Here is a 22497-nt window from a genome sequence, read left to right as displayed (position 1 = left end):
GAACGTCGCGCCGATTGTCTCCGCACCGGCGGCGCGAGGCAATCGCCGGACGCAGTTCTCATGCGCCGGCGTCTTTCGGCCTCGTTTCTCGACCGCGCGGTCCGGGCAGATATTCGACGCCGCCCGCCGCCCGGACCGGCTGGGGAAATAGGGTCATCAGCTCGAGAACCGTTTTCGGCATGTCCGTGCTGATTCGCAGCCCCAGCTCGCGCGCTTCGTTCGCCGAGATGGGATAGTCGTGCGTCCAGGCGCCGGAAGAAAGAAGTTCGGCCGCCTGCGCGGCTTTCTCTTCAGGCATCTGATCGCTCAGAAAGTGCTTGGCCTCCGCCCTGATCTGCGCCAGCGCGCGACGCGCCACATGGGCCTGGGCGATGGTGTGATCGTCGATCTGACTGATCGGCTTATCCTCAATGATCTTGAGCAGATTGACCGCGGAAAGACCTCCGATTTGCGGATCTATCGGTCCGAGCACGGAATGCTTGCACATGACGATTTCATCGGCCGCCAATGCGATCAACGTTCCTCCAGACATCGCGTAGTGGGGTATGAAAACCGTGACCTTGCCTTTGTGATCCTCGATCGCGCGCGCGATCTGCAACGCCGCCAATACGAGCCCGCCGGGCGTGTGCAGCACGATGTCCAGCGGCATTTCCGGGTCGGTCAGATGAATCGCGCGCAGGACTTCTTCCGAATCATTGACGTCAATGTAGCGCACGAGAGGAAAGCCCAGAAGCCGCATGGTCTCCTGACGATGCACTAACAGAATCACGCGGGAGCCGCGCTGCTTTTCGATCTCGGCGATCTTGCGGGCGCGCATCGCGTTCAGCAGCCGCTGATGCAACACGGGCTGAAGCGTCGTGATGATCAGAAACAGCCAGAAGATCTCGGCTATTCCCATAAATCTCTTCTCCAATGTCGTCGCCCGTCGGGCGTAAAACCGAAAACCCCCTCATCTTGAAAATACGGCCGGTAACCGCGGGGGCGGCGGCGCAACGCCGGGCCAAGCGCCCAGCCGGCGGCGAACCCTCCGATATGCGCCCACCAGGCGATCCCGCCGGCTTCGCCTGGAATCAGCAGCGTGATCAATCCTGGAACGAGCTGCATCGCCAACCAGACCGCGCTGAAAAGAATCGCCGGCGCCTCGACGAACACCGGATAGAACAGCACCGGCACGAGCAGAACAAGCCGCGCGAACGGAAACAGCCGTACATAGCAGCCCATGACCCCCGCGATCGCGCCCGATGCGCCGAGCGCCGGAATAAGCGAGTTTGCGTTGAAGAATGCATGCGCCAGAGAGGCCGTCCAGGCGGCAATCAGATAGAATCCGAGAAAAACGCGCGATCCCAGGCGATCCTCAACCGAAGGACCAAAGATCAAAAGGGACCACATATTGAACGCCAAGTGCAGAAAACCTGCATGCAGAAAGGCGTTCGTCAGCAAAGGGTAGAACGCTTCGACCAAGGCGCCGGCTTCCAGCAAGGCGAAGAACCGGGCCGGAACAAGAGAAAAAACGTAAACGAACGTTTCCTGACCGCGCGGCGTCAGCGCGGCCTGAAACAGAAATACGGCGCAGTTCGTCGCCAGCAAGGCCCATGTCACGACAGGCGGATAGCGGTTCGCTACGCTGTCTCTAACGGGGATCATGTCACTCGAAGCCTGCGAACGGTCGACCGCGCACCTCGCCTAATCCGCATCCGTCAGTCTACGGATGAGGCTCGACGTGTCCCAGCGCCCGCCGCCCATGGCCTGCAGGTCGGCGTAGAACTGGTCGACCAGGGCCGTGACGGGAAGCCGCGCGCCGCTGGCGCGCGCCTCATCGAGCGCGATGCGCAGATCCTTGCGCATCCAGTCCACGGCGAAACCGAAGTCGAATTCGTCGGCGACCATTGTGCGCGCGCGGTTGTCCATCTGCCAGGACTGCGCCGCGCCGCCGGAGATCGCTTCGAGCACGCGCTCGATGTTGAGCCCGGCGCGGCCGGCGAAATGCATCCCTTCGGCGAGCGCCTGAAGAAGGCCGGCGATGCAGATCTGGTTGACCGCCTTGCAGAGCTGGCCGTGCCCGGACGGGCCGATATGAACGATGCGCGCCGCGTAGCTTTCCATGGCCGGGCGCGCGCGCTCGACATGCGCCGCCTCGCCGCCGCACATGATCGACAGCGCGCCTTTCTCGGCGCCCGCCTGACCGCCGGAGACCGGCGCGTCGACGAAGCCCTTGCCGGCCGCGCCGGCTTCCTCGGCGAGCCGGCGCGCGAGCGCCGGCGAGGCCGTGGTGTGATCGACGAGGACCGCGCCTTCGGGCAGGACGGGGAGAACCTCGCGCGCCGCCGCCGCCACGTCCGGATCGTCGCCGAGGCACAGGAAGGCGAGCCTGGCGCCTTCGACCGTTTCGGCGGGGCTCGCCGCCACGCGCGCGCCGTGCGCCCGACCGTGCTCCTCGTACCAGGCTTCGGCTTTGGCCGCCGTGCGGTTGTAGGCCGCGACGTCAAATCCTGCGCGCGCGAGATGACCCGCCATGGGCGCGCCCATCACGCCAAGACCCAGAAAGGCGACTTTCATTCCTCAATCTCCGGACCGGTCGCGTAGCGCCGAGCGAAATACAGGAGCGGCCGCCCCGCCGCCGCGCGAAACTTCAGCACCTCGGCGACCATGATGACATGATCGCCTGCTTCGTGCCGGCTGACGACCCGGCAGTCGAAGGCGGCGAGACAGTCCTTCAGGACCGGCGCGCCGGTCTCCCAGATCTCATATTCCTCCGGCGCGAACGGCTCGGGCGCGCGCAGGGCGTAACGCTCCGACAGATGCTGCTGGTCGGCGCGCAGGACGTTGATGGAATAGCTGTCGGCCCGCATGAAGGCGGGAAAGGACGAGGTGCGCCGCTCGATGCACCAAAGCACCAGCGGCGGGGCGAGCGAGACGGAAGCGAAAGAGTTCACCGTGATCGCCACCGGCTTCCCGTCGGGCCCGACGCAGCCGGCCAGCGCCACGCCCGTCGCGAAACGGGAAAACGCGTCTTTGAGGGGCTTGTACGGATCGCTCATCAGCTTCCTCGATTTCGCAGGTGGGCGTTCTCCCATCCGCCCAATCGTTAACGCATTGAAAAACTTGGTCTTGTGCGGGTAACACCAATCATCGAAAATACAAAGCCGCTCTCCGCACGAGGCCCGCGCGCGGCGGCGGTCCGCGCCCATTCTGGAGCCATTTCACAGCGACATCATGGACCTGGCGGCGGCAGCACCCTGGCAGATGTGGGCGACGTTTGCGATCATCCTCGTGACGATCGTCCTCTATGCGCTCGACCGCTTCTCGCTGGAGCTGGTCTCGGCGGGCTCGCTCGCGGCGTTCCTCATTCTGTTCCAGCTCGCCCCGCTGGTCGACGAGAACGGGCGGGAGCTTCTCTCCCCGCAGGTCCTCTTCTCCGGCTTCGCGAGCCCGGCGCTGATCGCCATCATGTGCCTGCTCATCATCGGGCAGGGAATCTTCCAGTCCGGCGCGATGGAGCTGCCCACGCGCTATCTCGTGGAAGCCGTCGACCAGCGCCCCGCCGTCGTCACCGTAACCATTTTCGCCCTCGCCCTCGCCATCAGCGCGTTTCTGAACGACACGCCGGTCGTCGTGATGTTCATTCCCATCGTGTCGGCGATCGCCGCGCAGGGAAAGATCCCCGCTTCGCGGCTGATGATGCCGCTGTCGTTCATCGCGCTCTTCGGCGGCATGACGACGCTGATCGGCTCGTCGACCAACATACTCGCCGCCGGCTCCTATACGGCGATCACCGGCCGGCAGATCGGCTTTTTCGACCTCACGCCCCTTGCGCTCGTGCTGGGGACGGCGGGGATCATCTATCTCGCCACGGCGGGACGGCTTTTGCTGCCGCGCCGGCTGAGCCCGGACGAAATCCGCGGCGAACGGGAAAGCAAGCAGTTCATCGCCCAGATCGAGATCACGCCCGGCCATCCGCTGGTCGGCAAGGGCGCAGTGTCGGGCCTTTTTCCGGACCTGCCGGACATCACCGTGCGCATGGTCCAGCGCGGCGGGCAGGCGATCCTGCCGCCTTTCGACAACTTCTCCTTCCGTCCTCATGACGTAGTCATCGTCGCCGCCACGCGCCAGGCGCTCACCAATCTTCTCAAATCGACGCCGGAAATCCTCGACAGCATGATGGCCGAGACCACGCTCGACGTCGAAGGCGCCGGCGCGCGCGCCCAGCAGCTCACCATGGTCGAGGCTGTGGTCGCGCCGGGCTCGCGCATGATCGGGCGCTCGATCGCTCAGATCGGCCTTCACTACCAGACCAACTGCGTCGTGATAGGCATCGAGCGGCGCAGCCGCATGATCCGCGCGCAGATGAACACCATCCGCCTCGAAGCCGGCGACGTGCTGCTGATCGTCGGGCCGACGTCGAGCGTGCAGGCCCTGCGCGCGGACCGCGATCTTCTGGTGCTCGAATGGTCGATGACCGGCCTGCCGGCGATCCGCCACGCCCGCACGGCCAGCGCGATCTTCGTGGGCGTGGTGGCGCTCGCAGCGAGCGGTCTTGCGCCGATCGCGGTGGCGGCCTTCATCGGGGCCATGGCCATGGTGGCGACAGGCTGCCTCAACGTGCGTCAGGCCTCGCGCGCCATCGACCGGCGCATCTTTCTGCTCATCGGCTCGTCCCTCGCCATGGGCGCGGCTCTCGAAGAGACCGGCGGCGCCCTGGCGATCGGCGGGCTCATCGCCATGATCGGGGAAAGCCTCGGCCCCGCCGCGCTGCTGTCGGCGATCTTCATCATCTCCGCGGCGACGACCAACGTCCTGTCGAACAACGCCACCGCCGTGCTGTTCACGCCCATCGCCGTGAGCGCGGCCAATCTCGCCGGCATCGACCCGGAGGCGGCGGTGCTGTCGGTCATCTACGGAGCCAACTGCCCCTTCGCCACGCCCATCGCCTATCAGACGAACCTGCTCGTCATGACCCCCGGCCATTACAAGTTCCGCGACTACATCGTCGTCGGCGGGCCGCTGATCGTGCTGATGTGGATCGTCTACACCATCGCCGCGCCGTTCTATTTCCGCATGATCGGCGCGATATGAGGGACGCGGGACGCATTGTTGCGGGCGCGATAATCGGCCGCTAAGACTTCCGTGACAGGATACCGCGATGCGTAACGAGGACGTCACCCGCCGTTTCGGCGTCGAAGGCGGCGAGTTTTTCGTCACCGCCCCGGCGCCGTGTCCGTATCTCCCAGGCAAGACCGAGCGCAAGGTCTTCTCCCATCTTAACGGCCCGGCCGCGCCGGCGATGAACGCCATGCTCACGCGGCGCGGATTCCGGCGTTCACAGAACATCATCTATCTCCCCGCCTGCGAGCGCTGCCAGGCCTGCGTGCCGGTGCGCGTCGTGACGGAGGATTTCGCGATCACGCGATCGCGCCGGCGCGTTCTTGCGCGCAACGCCGATCTCGTCCGCCGCATCCGGGCCCCGCGCGCCACCGGCGAGCAGTTCTCGGTGCTGCGCGCCTATCTTGACGCGCGCCACCATGACGGCGGCATGGCCGACATGACCGTGCTCGACTACGTCTCGATGGTCGAGGAGACCGCGGTCGACACCATGATCGTGGAGTATGCGCTGCGCGAGCCTTCCGGCGAGGAGCGCCTCGTCGCCGCGGCGCTCACCGACCGGCTCACCGACGGGCTCTCCATGGTCTATTCCTTCTTCGAGCCGGAAGAAGCGCGCCGCAGCCTCGGCCAGTTCATGATCCTCGATCACGTAGCGCTCGCGCGCGACTTCTCGCTGCCTTACGTCTATCTCGGCTACTGGGTCGAAGGCTCCCCCAAAATGGACTACAAGAAAGCCTTCCAGCCCCTTGAAATGCTGACCGCATCCGGCTGGGTCCGGATGGATCGCCGCAAAGCCTGATCCGCCCTCGCCCCGGGCCTTTTCCGCTGACCATGCAGGAGCGCGCCATGCCTCAGACCAGTCCCGCGGCCGTCGCCGCAAGTCTCGCGCTATTCTTCGCCGCAGGATGCGCGGGCGAGCCCTTCGGCTATGCGGAAGACCGCTGCTATGGCGCGCATAATCAGTGTCAGGCCGCCTGCGCGGATCTGCGCGACGGGCCGGCGCGCGCCGCCTGCCAGGAGCGCTGCTACGCGCAGGAGACGCAGTGCTACGCCACGGGCGACGCCGAGACGGGCTCGTCTCTCGCCGAGCAGAGCCTGATCCGGGACCTGCGCTCGCGCCGGGACAAGGAAGCCGCCTTCCAGCGCTGGAAAGCCGCCAAGGAGCGCGAGCGCGCCGAAGCGGACGCGCAAGCCGAAGCTGAAGCGCAAGCCGACGCCGCGCCGGCCCCGCAGGAAACGGAATCGCCGCAGGAATAACGCGCCGGACTTGTTCCCCGCCGCCGGGGCGGTTTAAGCGGAACAGGCGGAAGACGTCGACGGATCCGGGGCCGAACCCCGGGCCTGGTCTGCAACCGGATCGGCGGTCGGGAGGCGTTTCATGATCGGACGGCGCAAGCTTCTCGCCGGGGGAGCGCTCGGCGCGGCCGCGCTCGCATCGGGCTGCGACTGCGGCGACATCGCGAGGGGCGAGATCGGCCCCGTCGCAGGCCGGCGCCGGCGCGAACTCAAGATGGTCACCACCTGGCCCAAGGACTTTCCGGGCCTCGGGACCATGGCCGAGCGCACCGCGCGCTTCATCACCGAGATGAGCGGCGGCGCCCTGCGCGTGCGAGTCTTCGCGGCCGGCGAGCTCGTGAGCGCCTTCGAGGCCTTCGACGCGGTCTCGACCGGCGCGGCCGACCTTTATCACGGCGCGGAATATTACTGGGTCGGCAAGAGTCAGGGCTTTCCCTTCTTCACCGCCGTGCCGTTCGGCATGACCGCGACCGAGATCATGGCCTGGACGGAGTTCGGCGGCGGGCAGGAGCTGTGGGACGAGCTCGCCGCGCGCTTCCGCATCAAGCCCTTCGCGGCGGGCAACACCGGCCACCAGCTCGGGGGCTGGTTCAAGCGTCCGATCGAGTCCCTCGAAGACATGCGCGGGCTGAAGATCCGCATGCCCGGCATCGGCGGCGAGGTGCTGCGCCGCGTCGGCGCTTCGGCGGTCGCGCTCGCCGGCGGCGAGATCTATCAGGCGCTGCAGTCGGGCGCCATCGACGGGACCGAATGGGTCGGGCCCTGGAACGATCTCGCCTTCGGCTTTTACCGCGAGGCGAAATATTACTACTGGCCGGGCATTCACGAACCGGGCGCGCAGCTTTCCGTAGGCGTCAATCTCGACCTGTGGGAGGAGCTGACCCTGCAGGAGAAAACCATCATCGCCAGCGCCTGCCACCGCGCCAATCATCTCGCCATCGCCGAATACGGCCATTACAACGCCGTCGCGCTTGAGCAGCTCGTCAAGGAGCACGGCGTGGAGCTGCGCCAGACGCCTCAGGACGTCCTTCAGGCCCTCGCCGAGGCGACGCGCGCGGTGCTCGCCGAGCTCGCCGCCGGCGACGACATCACGCGGCGCATCTTCGAAAGCTACAAAGCCTCCCTCGCCCGCTCGCAGGAATGGGGCCGCATCTCCGACGAGGCCTATATGGCCGCGCGGCGGGCGGTGTTCTCGCTGTGAGGCGCGCGCGCGCTCCCTCGGCGATCCCGTCTCATCCCCCCTTTGCAGGAGGGGGAGGGAGCGAGCCGCAGGTCCGGGCCCTAACCCTCCCCCATGCAAAAGGGGGACGGGGGGGGATCCGGCCCAAGGATGAACCGTCTCAGCTGGTCCGGTCATGCTGACCCTCGTCGGCGACATGCTGAACTGGCTGGCGGCGGGGGTTCTGTTCCCGCTGATGCTGCTGCCGCTCGCAGGGCTGGCGAGCGCACGCCGGCTCGCCGGAACCGCGCTCTGGCTCGCGCTCGCCGCGGGCCTCGTCGCCGGCGGCGCCGCGTTCGCCGCGCTCGCGCCTGATCTCGCCGGTCAGGCCGCGCGCGCGCCCCTCGCCCGCCGCGCCGCCTTTTTCGCCGGCTTTCTCGCCGCCGGCGCCGTCGCGGTCGCCGCCCTCGGCGGGCCGCGCCGGGCGAGCGCGCGGCTCGCCCCGCTCGCGGGCGCGATCAGCCGCGCCGCCGGCCGGGCGGCCATGTGGCTGGTTCTGGCCATGGCGCTGGTGCAGTTCGTGGTGGTGATCCTGCGCTACGTCTTCGGCGTGAACTTTCTCGCCATGCAGGAGTCGATCACCTACATGCACGGCGCGGTGTTCCTGCTCGCGGCGGGTTATGCGCTCCTCACGGACGATCAGGTGCGCGTCGACATCTTCTACCGCGACGCCAGCCCGCGGCGGAAAGCGCTGGTCGACTTTCTGGGAACCTATCTCCTGCTGTTTCCGGCCTGCCTGCTCATCCTGTGGAGCGCCGCGCCCTATGTGGCGCAGTCCTGGGCGGTGCGCGAAGGCTCGAACGAGCAGTCCGGCATCCAGGCTGTTTTCCTTCTCAAGTCGCTCATTCCGGCCTTCGCCGCGCTGCTGGCGCTCGCCGGCTTTTCGATCGCGACGCGCGCCGGCGAGACCCTGCGCGAACGCGCCGGCGGGAAGGGGGCCTGAGCGATGGAATGGCTCGAAGCCCACGGGATCTGCGTGTGCGCGGCGGCGGGCTGGCTCGACATCGCGATGATCGTCGTGCTGTGCGCGATGCTGATGTCCGGCTATCCGGTGGCGTTCAGCCTCGCGGGGACGGCGCTGATTTTCGCCGTTCTCGGCCTTTCCTTCGGCGTTTTCGATCCGGGCTTTCTGGCGCCCTTCCCGCAGCGCATCTTCGGCGCGGTCGCCAACACCACGCTCATCGCGGTGCCGGTGTTCATTCTGATGGGGGCGATCCTCGAAAAGTCGAAGATCGCCGAGGAGCTGCTCGACGGGATGGCCAAGCTCTTCGGGCGTCTGCGCGGCGGGCTCGGCTTCTCGGTGACGGTCGTCGGCGCGCTGCTCGCCGCCTCGACCGGCATCGTCGGCGCGACGGTCGTGGCCATGGGCCTGCTCAGCCTGCCGACCATGCTGCGGCGGAACTACGATCCCGCCTTTGCGGCGGGCTCCATCGCGGCGGCGGGCACGCTCGGCCAGATCATCCCGCCCTCGATCGCGCTCATTCTCCTCGGCGACGTGATTTCCAACGCCTATCAGAAGGCCCAGCTCGAGCAGGGCGTGTTCGCGCCGGAAACAGTTTCCGTCGGCGACCTCTTCGCCGGCGCGCTCATTCCGGGGCTCATGCTGGTCGGCTTCTATCTCGCCTATCAGATCTTCGTCGCCGCGACCCGGCCCGCGGCCGCGCCCGCCATTCCGGCCGAGGAGATCGGCCCGCGCGCCGAGGCGTGGAAGTCCGCCCTGAAGACGCTGCCGGCGCCGCTGCTCCTCATCGTCGCGGTGCTCGGCTCGATCCTCGCCGGGGCGGCGACGCCCACCGAAGCGGCGAGCGTCGGCGCGGTCGGCGCGCTGCTCATCGCCGGGGCCCGCCTCGCGCCCAAAGGCGCGGGCCTGCTCGGCCGGCCCGCAGTCTTCGCCGCGGCCGCGGCGATCGTCGGGCTGATCGCGCTCACGAGCTTCCTCGATCTTCGGCTCGGCCGCGCCGCGCCGGCGCCGATCGAGCGGGTCGGCATCATCCTCGCCTTCCTTCTGTGCGCGATCATTCCCTGGGGCGCGCTGGCGAGCCTTCACCGGCTTGCGCGGGAGAAAGCGCTCGCCCCCATCGTCGACCAGACGGCGCGGGTGACGACGATGGTGTTCACCATCCTCATCGGCGCGGCGCTGTTCTCGCTGGTCTTCCGCGGGCTCGGCGGCGACGAGACGGTGGAGCGCGCGCTCGCCGCCGCGCCCGGGGGCGTCGTCGGCGCGGTGATCGCCGTCATGCTGGTGATGTTCCTGCTCGGCTTCTTTCTCGACTTCATCGAGATCACTTTCGTGGTCGTGCCGCTGGTCGCGCCGGCGCTTCTCGCCATGGGCGTTTCGCCGGTGTGGCTGGGCGTGATGATGGCGGTCAATCTCCAGACCTCCTTCCTCACCCCGCCCTTCGGCTTCGCGCTCTTCTATCTGCGCGGCGTCGCCCCGCCCGAGGTGAAGACGACCCACATCTATCGCGGCGCGATTCCGTTCATCGCGATCCAGCTCGTCATGCTCGGCGTGCTGGCGGCCTTCCCCGGCCTTGCGACCTGGCTGCCGCGGGTTCTTTATCAATAGCGCCCGCCCGGCGGCGGGAGCGAAACGGCTCGCAAGGGCGGCCTGCATGGGAGCTTCCTCCTGACGGTCGAAACCTTCGCGCGACAGGATAAGCCGGGGCCGAAAGGCGGGGATAAGTTGTGAATAGTTATCCACGTTTGAAGAAAAACCCGTTTTATTTCAAACGGTTGGTTTTTCGCCCGGAAGGCGAAACGGGCGCGTTTTGAAGCGCCGGGCGAAGGTTTTCGGGCTCGAGAGGCCTTGCCGCGTTCGGCGTGTCGATCCGCGCGGCGTAAAATTCGCCTGGCGCAGTTGGAACCCCGCTTCTCCTGCGGAGAAAATAAATAGCCTTTATACGGAGAATTTATCGGCGTTCATGCGACCTCGCGGCGGCAGAAGAGCGGCGATCTTACCGCTCTGTCCGTGTAATGAGACTGTGTACAGAATAATATCCGCTAGAGTAGCGAAAATGTTCTCGCGCCGCTCCGCGGCCGATCATAAGGGCGGCGACGTCCTCGCCGGACGGCAAAAAACACTGGCCGACGATTCGCCCGTACCGGTCCGTATCGACATGTTTGCAGCTGATCCTTCGATCAGCGGCGATCTCCGCGAGCGCGCGCGTCGCTTCCGCGCCGCCGGGCGCGCCGCGTTCGGGCGCATCGACGCCCCAGAGGCGGATGCGCGCGTCGACGCCGCTCAGGTAAAACGTGTCGCCATCGACGATGCGGACGACGGTTCCCTCGATCCGCTCGTCGGCCGTCGCTATGCGCGGCAGGCCGCTCGCAGCGATCATTCCTGCGACGAGCGCAAGAACGGCGAAGAGTTCGGTCCGCGCCCTGCGGAAGGCCCTCGCCTTGCCGCTTTTTCTCGAATAACGCAGCCGCGTCCCCTGGCGAGGACGCCGCGCGACCGGGCGGGAGCCGATGCGCGCCATGAACGCAACCCTTGCACGCAACTATTCGCGCGCACGCTACGGCCAGGAGGATTGCGCTCTCATTAACACAGCCCGCTGTATTTGATGCAGGATGCATCCTGCGCCTCACCGCTGTCCGCCGGCGTAAGCCTGAAGCGCGCGGATGCGCTTCTCGACGGGCGGGTGCGTCGCAAGCAGGCCGGCGAAGCGGCGGGAATTATCGAGCATCATCTGGCGCACGTCGTCCGGCGCGTCCACGTCGCTGCGGCGGGATATTTTCTTCAGCGCCGAGATCATCGCGTCCGGATTCTTGGTGAGATCGACCGCGCCGGCGTCGGCGAGATACTCGCGCTTCTGCGACAGGGCGAAGCGGATGACGAGCGCCAGCAGATAGGCGATCACGACGATCGCCACGGCGAGGAGGATGAGCAGCCCGCCGCCGCGGCTGTCGCCCTTATGCCCCGACGCGCGCCCGCTCGTGCGCAGCCCGGCGCGGAACATGTTGCGGAACACGATCTCGCCGAAAAACGAAAAGATCCCCACGAAGATCACCGCGATCACCAGAAGCCGCACGTCGCGGTTTCGGATATGGGTGAGCTCGTGCGCCATCACCGCTTCGATCTCCGCGGGCTCGAGCCGCTCGATGAGGCCGCGGGTGAGCGTGACCGCATAGGTCCGCTCGCCGATCCCGCTTGCGAAAGCGTTGAGCGCGTTCGTCTCGATGACGTTGAGCTTCGGCATGGTCATCCCGCGCGCGATGCAGAGATTTTCGAGCATGTCGTAAAGCTCGGGCGCCTCGCGGCGCGACAGGCCGCGCGCGCCGACCGAGGCCTCGATAATCTTCTGATGGAACGCCCAGGCGATCGCGAACCAGACCGCCGCGCCGACGAGCGCGAAAGGCCACGTCTCCCCCAGACGGCTCCAGGCGAGCGCGAGCCCCTCCTGCGCCGTCGCCGGCGCCTCGACGAGACCGACATAGCCGACATGCAGTCCGTACAGCAACAGAACGAGCAGAACCGGAAAGCCCGCGAGCAGCAGCGCGGACTTCAGATTGTTGTTCCAGATATGCGTCTGAAGCCCGAAGGCGCCCATCATCGGGCTCCGCCGAGGGCGTAGTCGAGGCACGCCTCGACATGAATAGCAGCGGTGTCGAAAAGCGGCAGATCGATGTCGCCCGCTTTCAGGAGCATCCCGATCTCGGTGCAGCCGAGAATGACGCCGTCGGCGCCGTCCTTGCGCACGTCCTCGACGATCTTCAAAAAGGCCCGCTTAGAGGCCGGCGAGACGACGCCGCGGCACAGCTCTTCATAGATGACGCGGTGAATGGCGTCGCGATGATCCTTGCTCGGAATTATGATTTCGGCGTCGGCTTTCTCCGCGATCCGCTCGCGCAGGAAGGGCTCCTCCATCGTGTAGCGCGTGGCGAAAAGCGCCGGCCGGCCGACGCCCGCGGCCTTCAGCGCGGCCGCCGTCGCGTCCGCGATATGGATGAGCGGCGCCGCGCCCGACGCCTCGATCGCAGGGGCGCATCTGTGCATGGTGTTGGCGCAGATGACGAGCGCGTCCGCGCCCGCCTGCGTCAGCCGGCGCCCGGCCTCGACGAGGGCGGCGTCCGCCGCCGCCCAGTCGCCCGCCGACTGCATCGCCTCGATCTGCGCGAAATCGAACGAGCGCATGAGCAGCGACGCCGAATGCAGGCCGCCGAGGCGCGCCCGCGCCCCCTCGTTGAGAAGGCGGTAATAGATCGCCGTCGACTCCCAGCTCATGCCGCCGATGAGGCCGAGGGTTTTCATCGGTCCGCTCCGCCGCCCGCGCCGAAAGCGAAGTCCGCCGCCGCGGCGGCGTGGATGCGCGTCGTGTCGAACACCGGAAGGTCCGTGTCGTCCTGCGAGAGGATGAGCGCGAACTCGGTGCAGCCGAGAATGACGCCGTCGGCGCCGGCGCGGCGCGCCTTCTCGATCATGGCGCGCAGCCTGGCGCGCGAGGAGTCCTTTATCTCGTTGCGCACGAGCTCTTCGAAGATGATGCGCCGCGCTTCTTCCTGATCTTCCGCATCGGGAACGATCGCGTCGGCGCCGAATCGGCGCGCAAGCTCCGGCCGGTAGAACGGCCCCGACATCACGAAGGGCGTGCCGAGCAGGAGCGGCTTCCTCACGCCCTTTTCCTTCAGCGCCGCAGCGAGCGCGTCGATGAGGTGGACGAGCGGTAGGCCGGTGGCCTCCCGCGCGGCGTCGGCGGCGAGATGTGTCGTGTTCGAACAGATCATTAGCGCTTCGGCGCCCGCCGCCTTGAGGGCGCAGGCGGCCTCCACCACCAGCGCGCGATACCGGTCCCAGTCCGCCGCCGCGTAGGCTTCGTCGATCAGCGCGAAGTCGAACGACCAGACGATCAGCCGCGCCGAATGGGCGCCGCCGAAGCGCGCCCGCGCCGCGTCGTTCAGCAGGCGGTAGTAAAGCTGCGTGCTCTGCGGGCTTACGCCGCCGATGAGGCCGAGCAGCTTCATCGCCGCCCTCTCCTTCAGAACTTCACCTCGGGCGCGGCCTCGAGCTGGGCCCGGCTCGACTCCGGAATTTCGAAAAACGCGCGCGGCTTGAAGCCGCCCATCGGGGCGATGAAATTGCCCGGAATCTGCTGGATGATGGTGTTGAATTCCTGCACCGCGTTGTTGAAGAAGCGCCGCGCGGCGGCGATCTTGTTCTCGACGTCGGCGAGCTCGCGCTGCAGTTCGAGGAAGTTCGTGTTCGCCTTGAGATCGGGATAGGCCTCGGCGAGCGCGAACAGCCGGCCGAGGGCGGCGGTGAGAGCGCCTTCGGCCTCGCCCTGCGCGGCCGGCCCGTGCGCGGCGGCGGCGGCGTTGCGCGCCTGGATGACCTCTTCGAGGGTCTGGCGCTCATGGCCGGCGTAGCCCTTCACCGTCTCGACGAGATTGGGGATGAGGTCGTGACGCTGGCGCAGCTGCACGTCCACGTCGGCGAAGGCTTGATCGGCGCGCTGATTGAGCGCCACGATGCGGTTGTAAATGACGACGGCGAAAAGGACGAGGACGGCGATCACGCCGAGAACGATCATCAGGCCGGACATTCGCATCTCCCCTGTTAGGTCTCGCAAGGCGCGCGGCGGCGCGCACTGTAGAGGCGCCCGCCGCAAGCGGCAATGTTTAACAAACGCCGAAAAGGAGCCGGAGAAACATGGAAATCGTCGCCGAAGGACTGGAATTTCCCGAAGGGCCCGTCGCCATGCCCGACGGCTCGGTCATTCTCGTCGAGATCAAGCGTCAAACGCTCACGCGCGTTCGCGCCGACGGCCGCAAGGAGATCGTCGCCGAGCTGCCGGGCGGGCCGAACGGCGCCGCGCTGGGCCCCGACGGCAAGATCTATGTCTGCAACAATGGCGGCTTCGAGTGGATCGAGGTGATGGGTCAGACCATCTCCGGCCATGCTCCGGCCGACTATCGCGGCGGCGCCGTCCAGCGCGTCGATCCCGAGACCGGCGCAGTCGAAACATTGTATACGGAATGCGACGGCCATCCGCTCAAGGGGCCGAACGACATCGTCTTCGACAAGGCCGGCGGCTTCTGGTTCTCCGACCTCGGCAAGACCTATCGGCGCACGCGCGATCACGGCGGTGTTTATTACGCCCTGCCGGACGGCTCCAAGATCGTCGAGGCCGCCTATCCGATGCTCTCGCCCAACGGCGTCGGCCTGTCGTCGGATGAATCCGTCCTTTATGTCGCCGACACCATGTCGGGCCGATTATGGGCGATGGATCTCGACGGGCCAGGCCGGATCAGGCCCTCGGACCTTCCCATTCCTGGCCGCGTCGTGGCGACCCTGCCGGGCCTTCAGTTTCTCGATTCCCTCGCCGTCGAAGAAGACGGCCGCATCTGCGTCGCGACGCTGCTCAACGGCGGGATCACCATCTTCACGCCGGAGGGCGGACATGAGCACCTGCCCCTGCCCGATCTTTTTCCGACGAACATCTGCTTCGGCGGGCCGGACATGCGCGACGCCTGGGTCACGCTGTCGGGCACGGGCCGGCTCGCGAAACTGCGCTGGCCGCGGCCGGGGCTGAAGCTCAATTTCGTAGATTATCCGTAAGCGTTTCACTTTCTTCTGTCTGCGGATCGCGCACGGCGTAGACCACAAGCCCTTCCCGCGAGGCCTCCGGCAGCGGCGCGAGCCAGTCTGGCGCCTCGCCCTCGGCGAGGCGAGCGAGGAAGCCGCCCGGCGCCCAGCCGGCGAAGGAGCCGGTCTCGCCGTTTCCGGGGCAGACGAGCACGTAATCGACGCCATGCCGGCGCGCGATCGACCGCGCCTCTTCCGGCGTCCCGAGAAAGGCGTCGAGCGCGGCGAGGTTGCCCGCCTGGTTGCGGTGATAGGGCCCCGCCAGCGCGCGATGATGCGTATGGCGAAGAACGGGCGCGCCAAGATTGGAGATGGCGAGAACGCGCCCCGCCGGCAGCGCGGCGAAGCCCTCATAGACGGCGGGCCCGTAGCAGGCTTCTTTCTTCTCACCGTCGCCGAAGGCGGGATGGTCCGGCGCCACGAGCTTCAGCGCGCCGGCCGCCGCCAGCGCCCAGACCAGGTTGAGCGAGCCGGCCCAGGCCAGCGTCATCCGCGCGAGCGCCGTCGCGGTCGGCTTTTCGCCTTCGGGAACGCGCCAGGCGGCGGCCCAGCCCGCCAGCGCCGGCGTCGACAGCGCGAGCGAAAAGAGCGCGCCGCGCACCTGCCAGAAGCTCGTGGCGAGCGCGGCGAGCATCAGCGCGCCGAGCACGCTCTCCTGAATCCGCCAGCCCGCGCCCCGCGCGCGCAGGGCGACGATCAGCATGCCGATCATCGGCGGGACGTAATAGAAGGCGAACTGGATGGGATTTTTCGCAAACACCTCGAAGACGGATTGCGCTTCCGTCACATTGTCGAGCCAGTAGCGCTTCAGCCGGGGGTCGAGATCGCCGTAAGGGCCGGCGAGGCACTGCGGAAAGAAGACGAACGCGAGAAGAACGAGCCCGGCGCCGAGCGCGGCCAGCGCGAAAAAGCGGCGACGGAAGTCCGCCGCGATCTGCGGCGTCCGGGCGATCGCGGCAAGACCGAGCCCGGCGATCAGCGCGCTCGCGCCTTGCGCGGCCGAGTACGCGTCGCAGACCGGGACGAGCCATCGGCCCGGCGGAACGGTCGCGAGAAAGGCGAGCGCCGCCGCGCCGGCGAAGCCCGCCCCGTAGCGCGCGGCGAGTCCGGCCCGCTGCGCGCCGCCGAGGAGGAACGCTCCCGCCGCGACGAGACCGCCGGCCGCCGCATAGGGCAGCGCCTCCATGCCGATCGCCAGCATCAGCCCCGCCGCCGCGCCCGCGACGCAGGCGGCGACAGGCGCGCGCGCGCCTTCTCCTGCAGCCGCCGTCAGCCGCTCAGCCATAAGCAGCGTCAGGACGACCTGAACATTATGATGGTCGATCGATCCGGGATCGAACTGTTTGGTCATGTAAAGACCGATCCCGCCGATGGCGAGCGCCGGCAGAACGGCCCTGTCGCCGATCGCGCCGCGAGCCAGCCGCGAAATGAGAAACAGCGCCGCCGCGTACAACGTCAGCGGCCAGACGGTCTCGGCGATCGCCTCGCCCAGCGCCGCGTCGCCGGTCAGCGCCGTGAACAGCCAGACGAGCCCGGCGATCGGCGCATCGACGAGGCGCGACCAGTGCATTTCAAAGCCGCCCTCAGGCCCCATGCGGGTCTGGGTGAGATCGAACCAGCTCTGGCCGGCCAGCAGGTCGCGCACCTGCGCCATGCGCAACAGACTGTCATTGTCTCCGCCCGGCTCGGCGAGCGAGGAAAAGCCCTGGGCGGCGTAGACCGCGAGCGCGATCATCGCCGCCGCGACCGCGCCCGCCGCGTCGCGCGCGCAGGGGCCGAGGCGCGCGAGAGCGCGCAAGAAAGCGGCGGGGGCGTGCGTCGCAGACCGCGATGGCGCAGACTCGTCGGCCAAACTCTGCTCCTCAGGCGCTCAGGGGCGCCCAAACCATGCCCCATCGCGCTTCAGAAAAGGTAAAGGGGCCGCGGCGGCAGGCCCGTCACGCGTCGCGCATCATGTCCTTGACGATGTCGGCCAGGCCGATCTGACGGCGACGGCGCAGGCGCTCGGCGAGCAGGATCGAGCGCAGCATGTGCTCCGACTGATCGAGGTCGTAATTGACGATCACGTAATCATACTCGGCCCAGTGGGAGATTTCGGCGTCCGCCTTGGCCATCCGGGCGCGGATCACTTCCTCCGGATCCTGCTTGCGCTCGCGCAGGCGCCGTTCGAGCTCGGTCCGCGACGGCGGCAGGATGAAGACCTTCACCACGTCGCCGCCGGCCACCGCGTCGAGCTGCTGAGCGCCCTGCCAGTCGATGTCGAACAGAACGTCCACGCCTTTGGCGAGCTTGTCGAAGACGCTCGCCCGCGGGGTTCCGTAATAATGGCCGAAGACATAGGCCCATTCGAGAAAGCCGCCCGAGTCGCGCATGCGGAAGAACTCTTCCTCCGACAGGAAGGTATAGTCCTTGCCGTCGACCTCTCCGGGCCGGGCCTTGCGCGTCGTTGCGGAGACCGACAGGACGAGGTCTTTCTCGGTCGCGAGCAGGCGGCTGGCGAGCGTCGTCTTACCCGCGCCCGACGGGCTCGACAGGATGAACATCAGCCCCCGGCGGGGCACTTTCAGCTCGCCGCCCGTCATCGCGCGCCCGGCCTTTTCGCCCGTTCCTTCATTCGACGTTCTGCGCCTGCTCGCGCATCTGGTCGATCACCGTCTTGAGGTCGAGGCCGATGCGCTTGAGGCCCATGTCCTGGGCCTTGGAGCATAGGGTGTTCGCCTCGCGATTGAACTCCTGCGTCAGAAAGTCGAGCCGCCGCCCGACGGGCTCGCCGCTCGCCAGCAGCGCGCGCGCGGCCGCCGCATGGGCCGAAAGCCGGTCGAGCTCTTCGCGGATGTCCGCCTTGACCGCCAGCATCGCCGCTTCCTGGGCGAGGCGCTCTTCGGGGATCGGCGCGCCGGCCAGCAGCTCCTGAAGCTGCGCGGCGATCCGCTCGCGGATCGCCGCCGGCGCCGCCTCGGCGCTCGTCCGGGCGCGCGCGACCAGGGCTTCGATCTCGTCGATCTGCCCGGCGAGCGCCGAATGAAGGCTCTCGCCCTCGCGCCGGCGGGCCGCGCACAGAGCCTCGGCGGCGTTGCGAAAGCTTTCGAGCAGCCGGTCGGCCAGCGCTTCGCGCTCGTCCGCTTCGCCGGCGCCTTCGTCGGTCTCGATCACCCCCGGCAAGGCGAGCACCCCGTCGGCGCGCGGAAAGGCGCAATCGGTCCGCCTGCGCACCGCCTCGACCAACCGCACCGCTTCATCGAGGGCAGCCTCGTTGACGCGCAGCCCCGCCGCGCCGCGTCCTCGCTCGAAGGCGAGGCCGGCCGCGATCCAGCCGCGCGCGAAATACGTCCCAGCCGCCTTGCGCAGCGCCGGCTCCAGAAAATCGAAGCCGCCCGGCAGGCGGAAGCGCAGCTCCAGGCCGCGCCCGTTGACGCTTTTGATCTCCCAGGTCCAGCGCGTCTTTTCATGCGCGCCGTCGACGCGGGCGAAGCCGGTCATGGAGGAAATCGTCATCAGCCGCGCCTGTCCTTTTTCCGCAACCGCATGCGCTCAGCCGCCTTGCCGGCGTTCGCGCTCGACGCGGCGCCAGCGCGCCACGTTGCGGTTATGCTCCTCCAGCGTCGAGGCGAAGGCGTGCCCGCCCGTGCCGTCGGCGACGAAGAAGAGCTCGTCCGTTTCGGGCGGATTCAGCACCGCCTCGATCGAGGCCCGGCCCGGATTTGCGATCGGCGTCGGCGGCAGGCCGTCGATGATGTAGGTGTTGTAAGGCGTCTCCTGACGCAGCTCGCTCACCCGAAGACCGCGCCCCAGCGGCTCGCCCCCGGTCAGCCCGTAAATGATCGTGGGATCGCTTTCGAGCCGCATGCCCCGCTTCAGGCGGTTGACGAACACCGCGGCGATCCGCCCGCGCTCCGACGGCACGCCGGTCTCCTTCTCCACGATGGAGGCGAGAATGATCGCCTCCTCTCGGGTGTCGAAGGGAAGATCGAGCGCGCGATCGTCCCAAAGCTCGTCAAGCAGCGCGTCCTGCGCCTTCATCATCATGCGGATCATGCCGTCGCGGGTCGCGCCGCGCGTGAAGCGATAGGTCTCTGGCAGAAGCTCGCCTTCGCCGGGCCTCAGGGTGATCTCGCCGACGAGCACCGGATCGGCTTCGAGAAGACGCAGGATCTGCGCCGTGGCGAGCCCTTCAGGCGCGGTGAAGGAATGCAGGATGCTCTTGCCCTCGACCAGAAGGTCGATGACTTCGAGCACGCTCGCGCCGGGCGGAATGCGGTACTCGCCGGCCTTGAGCTTCGTCTGCACGCCCTTGACGCGCGCGGCGGCGGCGAACAGCTGCGCGTTGCGCACGACGCCTTCTTCCTCAAGCTTTTCGCCGATGGCGGCGACGCTCGACCCGGGCGCGAGCAGCACCACCTTCTCCGCGGCGAGGGGACCGGGCCGCGCCGCCTCGCGATAGGCGAAATAGCCGCCGGCCGCGAGCGACGCGGCCGCCAGCAGCGCCAGCACGCAGGCGAACAGAATCACCGAGCGCACGACGCCGCCCCGTTCGTCGTGCATGCTGCGATCCCGCCTTGAGCCATGCGGATTGGTGCTCGCCGCCATTCGCCCTCTTCCCTTCGCCCGCCGTTGAGCTTAGCCGTCCGCGCGGCGCATCACCAGACAGGCGTTGGTTCCCCCGAAACCAAAGGAATTGGAAAGAACGGCGTCGATCCGTTTTTCCACAGGTTTGTTCGGCGCGAGGTTGATCGGCGTGTCCACCGACGGATTGTCGAGATTGATCGTGGGCGGCGCGATGTTATCACGCATCGCCAGGAGGCAGAAAATCGCCTCCACCGCGCCGGCCGCGCCGAGCAGGTGGCCGATCGAGGATTTCGTCGAGGACATGACGAGGCCCTCCGCGGCCTTCCCGAACAGGCGTTCGACCGCCCGCAATTCGATCTCGTCGCCCTTCGGCGTCGATGTTCCGTGGGCGTTCACATAATCGATGTCGTCGGGCTTGAGGCCGGCGCGCTCCAGGGCCATGCGCATGGCGCGAAAGCCTCCGTCCCCGTCCTCGGCCGGCGCGGTGATGTGATAGGCGTCGCCCGACAGGCCGTAGCCGACGACCTCGCCGTAAATCTTCGCCCCGCGCGCCTTCGCGCGCTCATACTCCTCGACGACGACGATGCCGGCGCCCTCGCCGATAAGAAACCCGTCGCGGTCGCGGTCATAGGGCCGCGAGGCGAGCTTTGGACGGTCGTTGAAACGGGTCGTGAGCGCCTTGCAGGCCGAAAAGCCCGCCACGCCGATAGGGCTGATCGCGGCTTCCGTTCCCCCGGCGAGCATGACGTCCGCATCGCCCAGCATGATCATCCGCGCCGCGTCGCCGATGGCGTGCGCGCCGGACGAGCAGGCGGTCACCACTGCATGGTTCGGCCCCTTGAGGCCCAGCCGGATCGACACCTGACCCGAAGCCAGATTGATGAGCCGGCCGGTGATGAAGAAGGGCGACACCCGCCGCGGGCCGTTCTGCGCGAGATTGAGCGATTCCTTCTCAATGCCCGGCAGGCCGCCGATGCCCGAACCGATCATCACGCCGGCGCGCTCGCGCTCCTCGTCCGTCTTCAGCGAGACGCCGGAATCGTCGAAAGCCATCTGCGCGGCCGCGACGGCGTAGACGATGAAGTCGTCCATGCGCCGCTGCTCGCGCGGCTCGACCCAGTCGTCCGGATTGAACGCCGCTTCCGGCTCGCCGGCTTCGACAAGCGCCGCGCCGCCGGCGTAGCCGTCCGCGCGCGGAACTTCCGCGGCGATCTGGCAGGCCATCTCGGAGGCGTCGAACTTTTCGATGCGGCCCGCGCCGGACTCCCCGGCGAGAATCCGCCGCCATGTCGGCTCGACGCCCGAAGCGAGGGGCGTCACGAGGCCGAGCCCGGTGATGACTGCGCGCTTCATCGGGGCGTCTCCCTACCCTGCGGACGGACCGCAGCCGGCCCGCCCTGAAGAAAGGCGACGGAACGGGCCTCGTCCGCAACTTTATTTGGGAACGATTTCAGCGGATGGAACCGCTCGGAGAGCGTCGCGTTCCGACCCTCGGCGGGCCGGGCGATCACGCTCGCGCGGCGCAAGACGGGTCCGCCTTACTTCTTCTGTTCGGTGATGAAGTTGATGGCGTCGCCGACCGTCTGGATGGTCTCGGCCGCGTCGTCGGGGATTTCGACGTCGAACTCCTCCTCGAAGGCCATGACGAGCTCGACAATGTCCAGGCTGTCCGCGCCCAGGTCGTCGATGAAGCTCGCCTTCGGCTCGACCTTGGCCGGGTCGACGTCGAGATGCTCGACCACGATTTTCTTCACGCGCTCAGCAAGATCAGACATTGAAGGCTCCTTACGTTATCGGCGCGCCGGCCCGTCAGGCGTCGGCGGATTGAGATTCTGGTCGGCGTTCCGGACCTCCCCGCGTCCGGGGCCGCTTGCGCGGCGCGTGCGGCGATTACGGCAAATCGCGGCCCGTTGCAACGCCCCCCGCCGCGAGCCTGCGAATCGGCCGCCAGCCCCCCGCGGCCGTCAAATCATGGCCATGCCGCCGTTGACGTGCAAGGTCTGGCCGGTGACGTAGCGCGCCTCCTCGGAAGCGAGATAGACCGCGGCGGCGGCGACGTCCTCCGGCGCGCCCATTTCGCCGGCGGGGATTTTCGACAGAATCGCCTCTTTCTGCTGGTCGTTGAGCGCCCCCGTCATGGCCGTGGCGATGAAGCCCGGCGCGATGCAGTTGACCGTGACATTGCGCGAGGCGACCTCGGCGGCGAGCGATTTGGTCATGCCGATCATGCCGGCCTTGGAGGCGGCGTAGTTCGCCTGGCCCGGATTGCCGGTGACCCCGACCACCGACGCGACGGCGATGATCCGGCCGAATCGTTGCCTGGTCATGCCCCTGAGCGCCGCCTTCGCCAGCCTGAAATAGGCGGTGAGATTGACCCGGATCACCTCGTCCCACATCTCCGGCTTCATCATCAGCATCAGCCCGTCGCGCGTCACCCCGGCGTTCGACACGACGATGTGCAGCCCGCCCATCGCCTCGGCGGCCTGTTTGGGCAGGGCGTCGACGGCGTCGAGATCGCCGAGATCGCAGGGCGCGACATGGGCGCGCTCGCCGAGCTCGCCGGCCAGCGCTTCGAGCTTTTCCGCCTGGCGCCCGGACAGCGCCACCGTCGCCCCCTGCCCATGAAGCGCGCGCGCGATCGCCCCGCCGATGCCGCCCGTCGCGCCGGTCACCAGCGCGCATTTTCCTGAAAGATCGAACATGGTCATTCCCTTCGGCTGTTCGGCCGGCTTAT

Annotated in this window: 23 protein-coding genes; 7 read left to right on the top strand and 16 right to left on the bottom strand. The window is 67.7% G+C overall.

The genetic code is table 11. The features are described from left to right. Positions 1-58: 58 nt before the first annotated feature. From CHB64_RS12670 to CHB64_RS12655, 4 genes are all read right to left on the bottom strand, one after another. Positions 59-898, bottom strand: a complete 840-nt coding sequence (locus CHB64_RS12670; RefSeq protein ID WP_089412998.1) for an SDH family Clp fold serine proteinase — start codon at positions 896-898, stop codon at positions 59-61. Beyond that, a complete protein-coding gene (locus CHB64_RS12665) occupies positions 889-1587 on the bottom strand; it encodes a rhomboid family intramembrane serine protease (RefSeq protein WP_234993361.1) in 699 nt (232 codons plus the stop codon). The genes CHB64_RS12670 and CHB64_RS12665 overlap by 10 nt, the downstream gene beginning before the upstream one ends. A 96-nt stretch (positions 1588-1683) precedes the next feature. Further along, positions 1684-2556: an NAD(P)-dependent oxidoreductase gene (locus CHB64_RS12660; protein WP_089412996.1), complete on the bottom strand. Its 873-nt coding sequence runs from the start codon at positions 2554-2556 to the stop codon at positions 1684-1686. Continuing rightward, positions 2553-3038: a flavin reductase family protein gene (locus CHB64_RS12655; protein WP_159462500.1), complete on the bottom strand. Its 486-nt coding sequence runs from the start codon at positions 3036-3038 to the stop codon at positions 2553-2555. The genes CHB64_RS12660 and CHB64_RS12655 overlap by 4 nt, the downstream gene beginning before the upstream one ends. 175 nt (positions 3039-3213) lie before the next feature. Here CHB64_RS12655 and CHB64_RS12650 point away from each other — a divergent pair, with 175 nt between their 5' ends. The 6 genes from CHB64_RS12650 (at position 3214) to CHB64_RS12625 (ending at position 10181) form a co-directional block, all read left to right on the top strand. Further along, on the top strand, positions 3214-5073 hold the full coding sequence (locus tag CHB64_RS12650) for an SLC13 family permease (protein ID WP_089412994.1): 1860 nt from the start codon (positions 3214-3216) through the stop codon (positions 5071-5073). Positions 5074-5140: 67 nt separating this feature from the next. Next, positions 5141-5899 carry an arginyltransferase gene (locus tag CHB64_RS12645; RefSeq protein WP_089412993.1) on the top strand — a complete coding sequence of 253 codons (759 nt, stop codon included), beginning with the start codon at positions 5141-5143 and terminating at the stop codon, positions 5897-5899. A 47-nt stretch (positions 5900-5946) separates the two neighbouring features. Beyond that, entirely contained in the window at positions 5947-6357 is a 411-nt protein-coding gene (locus CHB64_RS12640; protein WP_089412992.1) for a hypothetical protein, read from the top strand. Between the two features lie 121 nt (positions 6358-6478). Continuing rightward, on the top strand, positions 6479-7597 hold the full coding sequence (locus CHB64_RS12635; RefSeq protein WP_089412991.1) for a TRAP transporter substrate-binding protein: 1119 nt from the start codon (positions 6479-6481) through the stop codon (positions 7595-7597). A 154-nt stretch (positions 7598-7751) separates the two neighbouring features. Then, positions 7752-8558, top strand: a complete 807-nt coding sequence (locus CHB64_RS15430) for a TRAP transporter small permease subunit (RefSeq protein WP_200815371.1) — start codon at positions 7752-7754, stop codon at positions 8556-8558. Between the two features lie 3 nt (positions 8559-8561). Continuing rightward, the gene (locus CHB64_RS12625) at positions 8562-10181 is read left to right on the top strand and encodes a TRAP transporter large permease (protein WP_089412990.1); all 1620 of its coding nucleotides are present in this window, start codon (positions 8562-8564) and stop codon (positions 10179-10181) included. Positions 10182-10569: 388 nt separating this feature from the next. Here the strand turns inward: CHB64_RS12625 and CHB64_RS15810 are convergent, their stop codons facing one another. The 5 genes from CHB64_RS15810 to CHB64_RS12600 all read right to left on the bottom strand — a co-directional run bounded on the left by CHB64_RS15810 (position 10570) and on the right by CHB64_RS12600 (position 14154). Further along, positions 10570-10953, bottom strand: coding sequence for a thermonuclease family protein (locus CHB64_RS15810; RefSeq protein WP_407640862.1), 384 nt, complete (start codon positions 10951-10953; stop codon positions 10570-10572). A gap of 246 nt (positions 10954-11199) precedes the next feature. Continuing rightward, entirely contained in the window at positions 11200-12168 is a 969-nt protein-coding gene (locus CHB64_RS12615; RefSeq protein ID WP_089412988.1) for a M48 family metallopeptidase, read from the bottom strand. Next, positions 12165-12866 (bottom strand): aspartate/glutamate racemase family protein, encoded by a 702-nt coding sequence (locus CHB64_RS12610; RefSeq protein ID WP_089412987.1) that lies wholly within the window; start codon positions 12864-12866, stop codon positions 12165-12167. The genes CHB64_RS12615 and CHB64_RS12610 overlap by 4 nt, the downstream gene beginning before the upstream one ends. Continuing rightward, entirely contained in the window at positions 12863-13576 is a 714-nt protein-coding gene (locus CHB64_RS12605; RefSeq protein WP_089412986.1) for an aspartate/glutamate racemase family protein, read from the bottom strand. The genes CHB64_RS12610 and CHB64_RS12605 overlap by 4 nt, the downstream gene beginning before the upstream one ends. Positions 13577-13590: 14 nt before the next feature. After that, the gene (locus tag CHB64_RS12600; protein WP_089412985.1) at positions 13591-14154 is read right to left on the bottom strand and encodes a LemA family protein; all 564 of its coding nucleotides are present in this window, start codon (positions 14152-14154) and stop codon (positions 13591-13593) included. A gap of 107 nt (positions 14155-14261) precedes the next feature. Here CHB64_RS12600 and CHB64_RS12595 point away from each other — a divergent pair, with 107 nt between their 5' ends. Then, positions 14262-15170, top strand: a complete 909-nt coding sequence (locus tag CHB64_RS12595; RefSeq protein WP_089412984.1) for an SMP-30/gluconolactonase/LRE family protein — start codon at positions 14262-14264, stop codon at positions 15168-15170. Here CHB64_RS12595 and CHB64_RS12590 read toward each other — a convergent pair. From CHB64_RS12590 to fabG, 7 genes are all read right to left on the bottom strand, one after another. Further along, positions 15148-17049, bottom strand: coding sequence for a hypothetical protein (locus CHB64_RS12590; protein WP_089412983.1), 1902 nt, complete (start codon positions 17047-17049; stop codon positions 15148-15150). The genes CHB64_RS12595 and CHB64_RS12590 overlap by 23 nt on opposite strands. An 85-nt stretch (positions 17050-17134) precedes the next feature. Further along, complete coding sequence (gene gmk / locus CHB64_RS12585; protein ID WP_089412982.1) at positions 17135-17779, bottom strand: guanylate kinase; 645 nt, start codon at positions 17777-17779, stop codon at positions 17135-17137. A 28-nt stretch (positions 17780-17807) separates the two neighbouring features. Beyond that, positions 17808-18692: a YicC/YloC family endoribonuclease gene (locus tag CHB64_RS12580; protein ID WP_089412981.1), complete on the bottom strand. Its 885-nt coding sequence runs from the start codon at positions 18690-18692 to the stop codon at positions 17808-17810. 36 nt (positions 18693-18728) lie between these two features. Beyond that, positions 18729-19739 (bottom strand): endolytic transglycosylase MltG, encoded by a 1011-nt coding sequence (mltG, locus tag CHB64_RS12575; protein WP_200815369.1) that lies wholly within the window; start codon positions 19737-19739, stop codon positions 18729-18731. 75 nt (positions 19740-19814) lie between these two features. Further along, positions 19815-21116: a beta-ketoacyl-ACP synthase II gene (fabF, locus tag CHB64_RS12570; RefSeq protein WP_089412979.1), complete on the bottom strand. Its 1302-nt coding sequence runs from the start codon at positions 21114-21116 to the stop codon at positions 19815-19817. A 185-nt stretch (positions 21117-21301) separates the two neighbouring features. After that, positions 21302-21538: an acyl carrier protein gene (locus tag CHB64_RS12565; protein WP_089412978.1), complete on the bottom strand. Its 237-nt coding sequence runs from the start codon at positions 21536-21538 to the stop codon at positions 21302-21304. 189 nt (positions 21539-21727) lie between these two features. Beyond that, positions 21728-22465 (bottom strand): 3-oxoacyl-[acyl-carrier-protein] reductase, encoded by a 738-nt coding sequence (gene fabG, locus CHB64_RS12560; RefSeq protein ID WP_089413084.1) that lies wholly within the window; start codon positions 22463-22465, stop codon positions 21728-21730. Between the last annotated feature and the right edge of the window lie 32 nt (positions 22466-22497).

The organism is Amphiplicatus metriothermophilus (genome assembly GCF_900199215.1).
GTDB lineage: Bacteria > Pseudomonadota > Alphaproteobacteria > Caulobacterales > Parvularculaceae > Amphiplicatus > Amphiplicatus metriothermophilus.
This window is presented reverse-complemented; position numbering and strand designations above follow the sequence as displayed.

What these genes read in the sequence shown, in the direction of transcription:
- fabG (WP_089413084.1), bottom strand. Translation starts at nt 22,465, where the DNA reads ATGTTCGATCTTTCAGGAAAATGCGCGCTGGTGACCGGCGCGACGGGC.
- CHB64_RS12650 (WP_089412994.1), top strand. Translation starts at nt 3,214, where the DNA reads ATGGACCTGGCGGCGGCAGCACCCTGGCAGATGTGGGCGACGTTTGCG.
- CHB64_RS12645 (WP_089412993.1), top strand. Translation starts at nt 5,141, where the DNA reads ATGCGTAACGAGGACGTCACCCGCCGTTTCGGCGTCGAAGGCGGCGAG.
- CHB64_RS12610 (WP_089412987.1), bottom strand. Translation starts at nt 12,866, where the DNA reads ATGAAAACCCTCGGCCTCATCGGCGGCATGAGCTGGGAGTCGACGGCG.
- CHB64_RS12615 (WP_089412988.1), bottom strand. Translation starts at nt 12,168, where the DNA reads ATGATGGGCGCCTTCGGGCTTCAGACGCATATCTGGAACAACAATCTG.
- CHB64_RS12600 (WP_089412985.1), bottom strand. Translation starts at nt 14,154, where the DNA reads ATGTCCGGCCTGATGATCGTTCTCGGCGTGATCGCCGTCCTCGTCCTT.
- fabF (WP_089412979.1), bottom strand. Translation starts at nt 21,116, where the DNA reads ATGAAGCGCGCAGTCATCACCGGGCTCGGCCTCGTGACGCCCCTCGCT.
- CHB64_RS12595 (WP_089412984.1), top strand. Translation starts at nt 14,262, where the DNA reads ATGGAAATCGTCGCCGAAGGACTGGAATTTCCCGAAGGGCCCGTCGCC.
- CHB64_RS12580 (WP_089412981.1), bottom strand. Translation starts at nt 18,692, where the DNA reads ATGACGATTTCCTCCATGACCGGCTTCGCCCGCGTCGACGGCGCGCAT.
- CHB64_RS12605 (WP_089412986.1), bottom strand. Translation starts at nt 13,576, where the DNA reads ATGAAGCTGCTCGGCCTCATCGGCGGCGTAAGCCCGCAGAGCACGCAG.
- gmk (WP_089412982.1), bottom strand. Translation starts at nt 17,779, where the DNA reads ATGACGGGCGGCGAGCTGAAAGTGCCCCGCCGGGGGCTGATGTTCATC.
- mltG (WP_200815369.1), bottom strand. Translation starts at nt 19,739, where the DNA reads ATGCACGACGAACGGGGCGGCGTCGTGCGCTCGGTGATTCTGTTCGCC.
- CHB64_RS12640 (WP_089412992.1), top strand. Translation starts at nt 5,947, where the DNA reads ATGCCTCAGACCAGTCCCGCGGCCGTCGCCGCAAGTCTCGCGCTATTC.
- CHB64_RS15430 (WP_200815371.1), top strand. Translation starts at nt 7,752, where the DNA reads ATGCTGACCCTCGTCGGCGACATGCTGAACTGGCTGGCGGCGGGGGTT.
- CHB64_RS12660 (WP_089412996.1), bottom strand. Translation starts at nt 2,556, where the DNA reads ATGAAAGTCGCCTTTCTGGGTCTTGGCGTGATGGGCGCGCCCATGGCG.
- CHB64_RS12565 (WP_089412978.1), bottom strand. Translation starts at nt 21,538, where the DNA reads ATGTCTGATCTTGCTGAGCGCGTGAAGAAAATCGTGGTCGAGCATCTC.
- CHB64_RS12625 (WP_089412990.1), top strand. Translation starts at nt 8,562, where the DNA reads ATGGAATGGCTCGAAGCCCACGGGATCTGCGTGTGCGCGGCGGCGGGC.
- CHB64_RS15810 (WP_407640862.1), bottom strand. Translation starts at nt 10,953, where the DNA reads ATGATCGCTGCGAGCGGCCTGCCGCGCATAGCGACGGCCGACGAGCGG.
- CHB64_RS12655 (WP_159462500.1), bottom strand. Translation starts at nt 3,038, where the DNA reads ATGAGCGATCCGTACAAGCCCCTCAAAGACGCGTTTTCCCGTTTCGCG.
- CHB64_RS12635 (WP_089412991.1), top strand. Translation starts at nt 6,479, where the DNA reads ATGATCGGACGGCGCAAGCTTCTCGCCGGGGGAGCGCTCGGCGCGGCC.
- CHB64_RS12670 (WP_089412998.1), bottom strand. Translation starts at nt 898, where the DNA reads ATGGGAATAGCCGAGATCTTCTGGCTGTTTCTGATCATCACGACGCTT.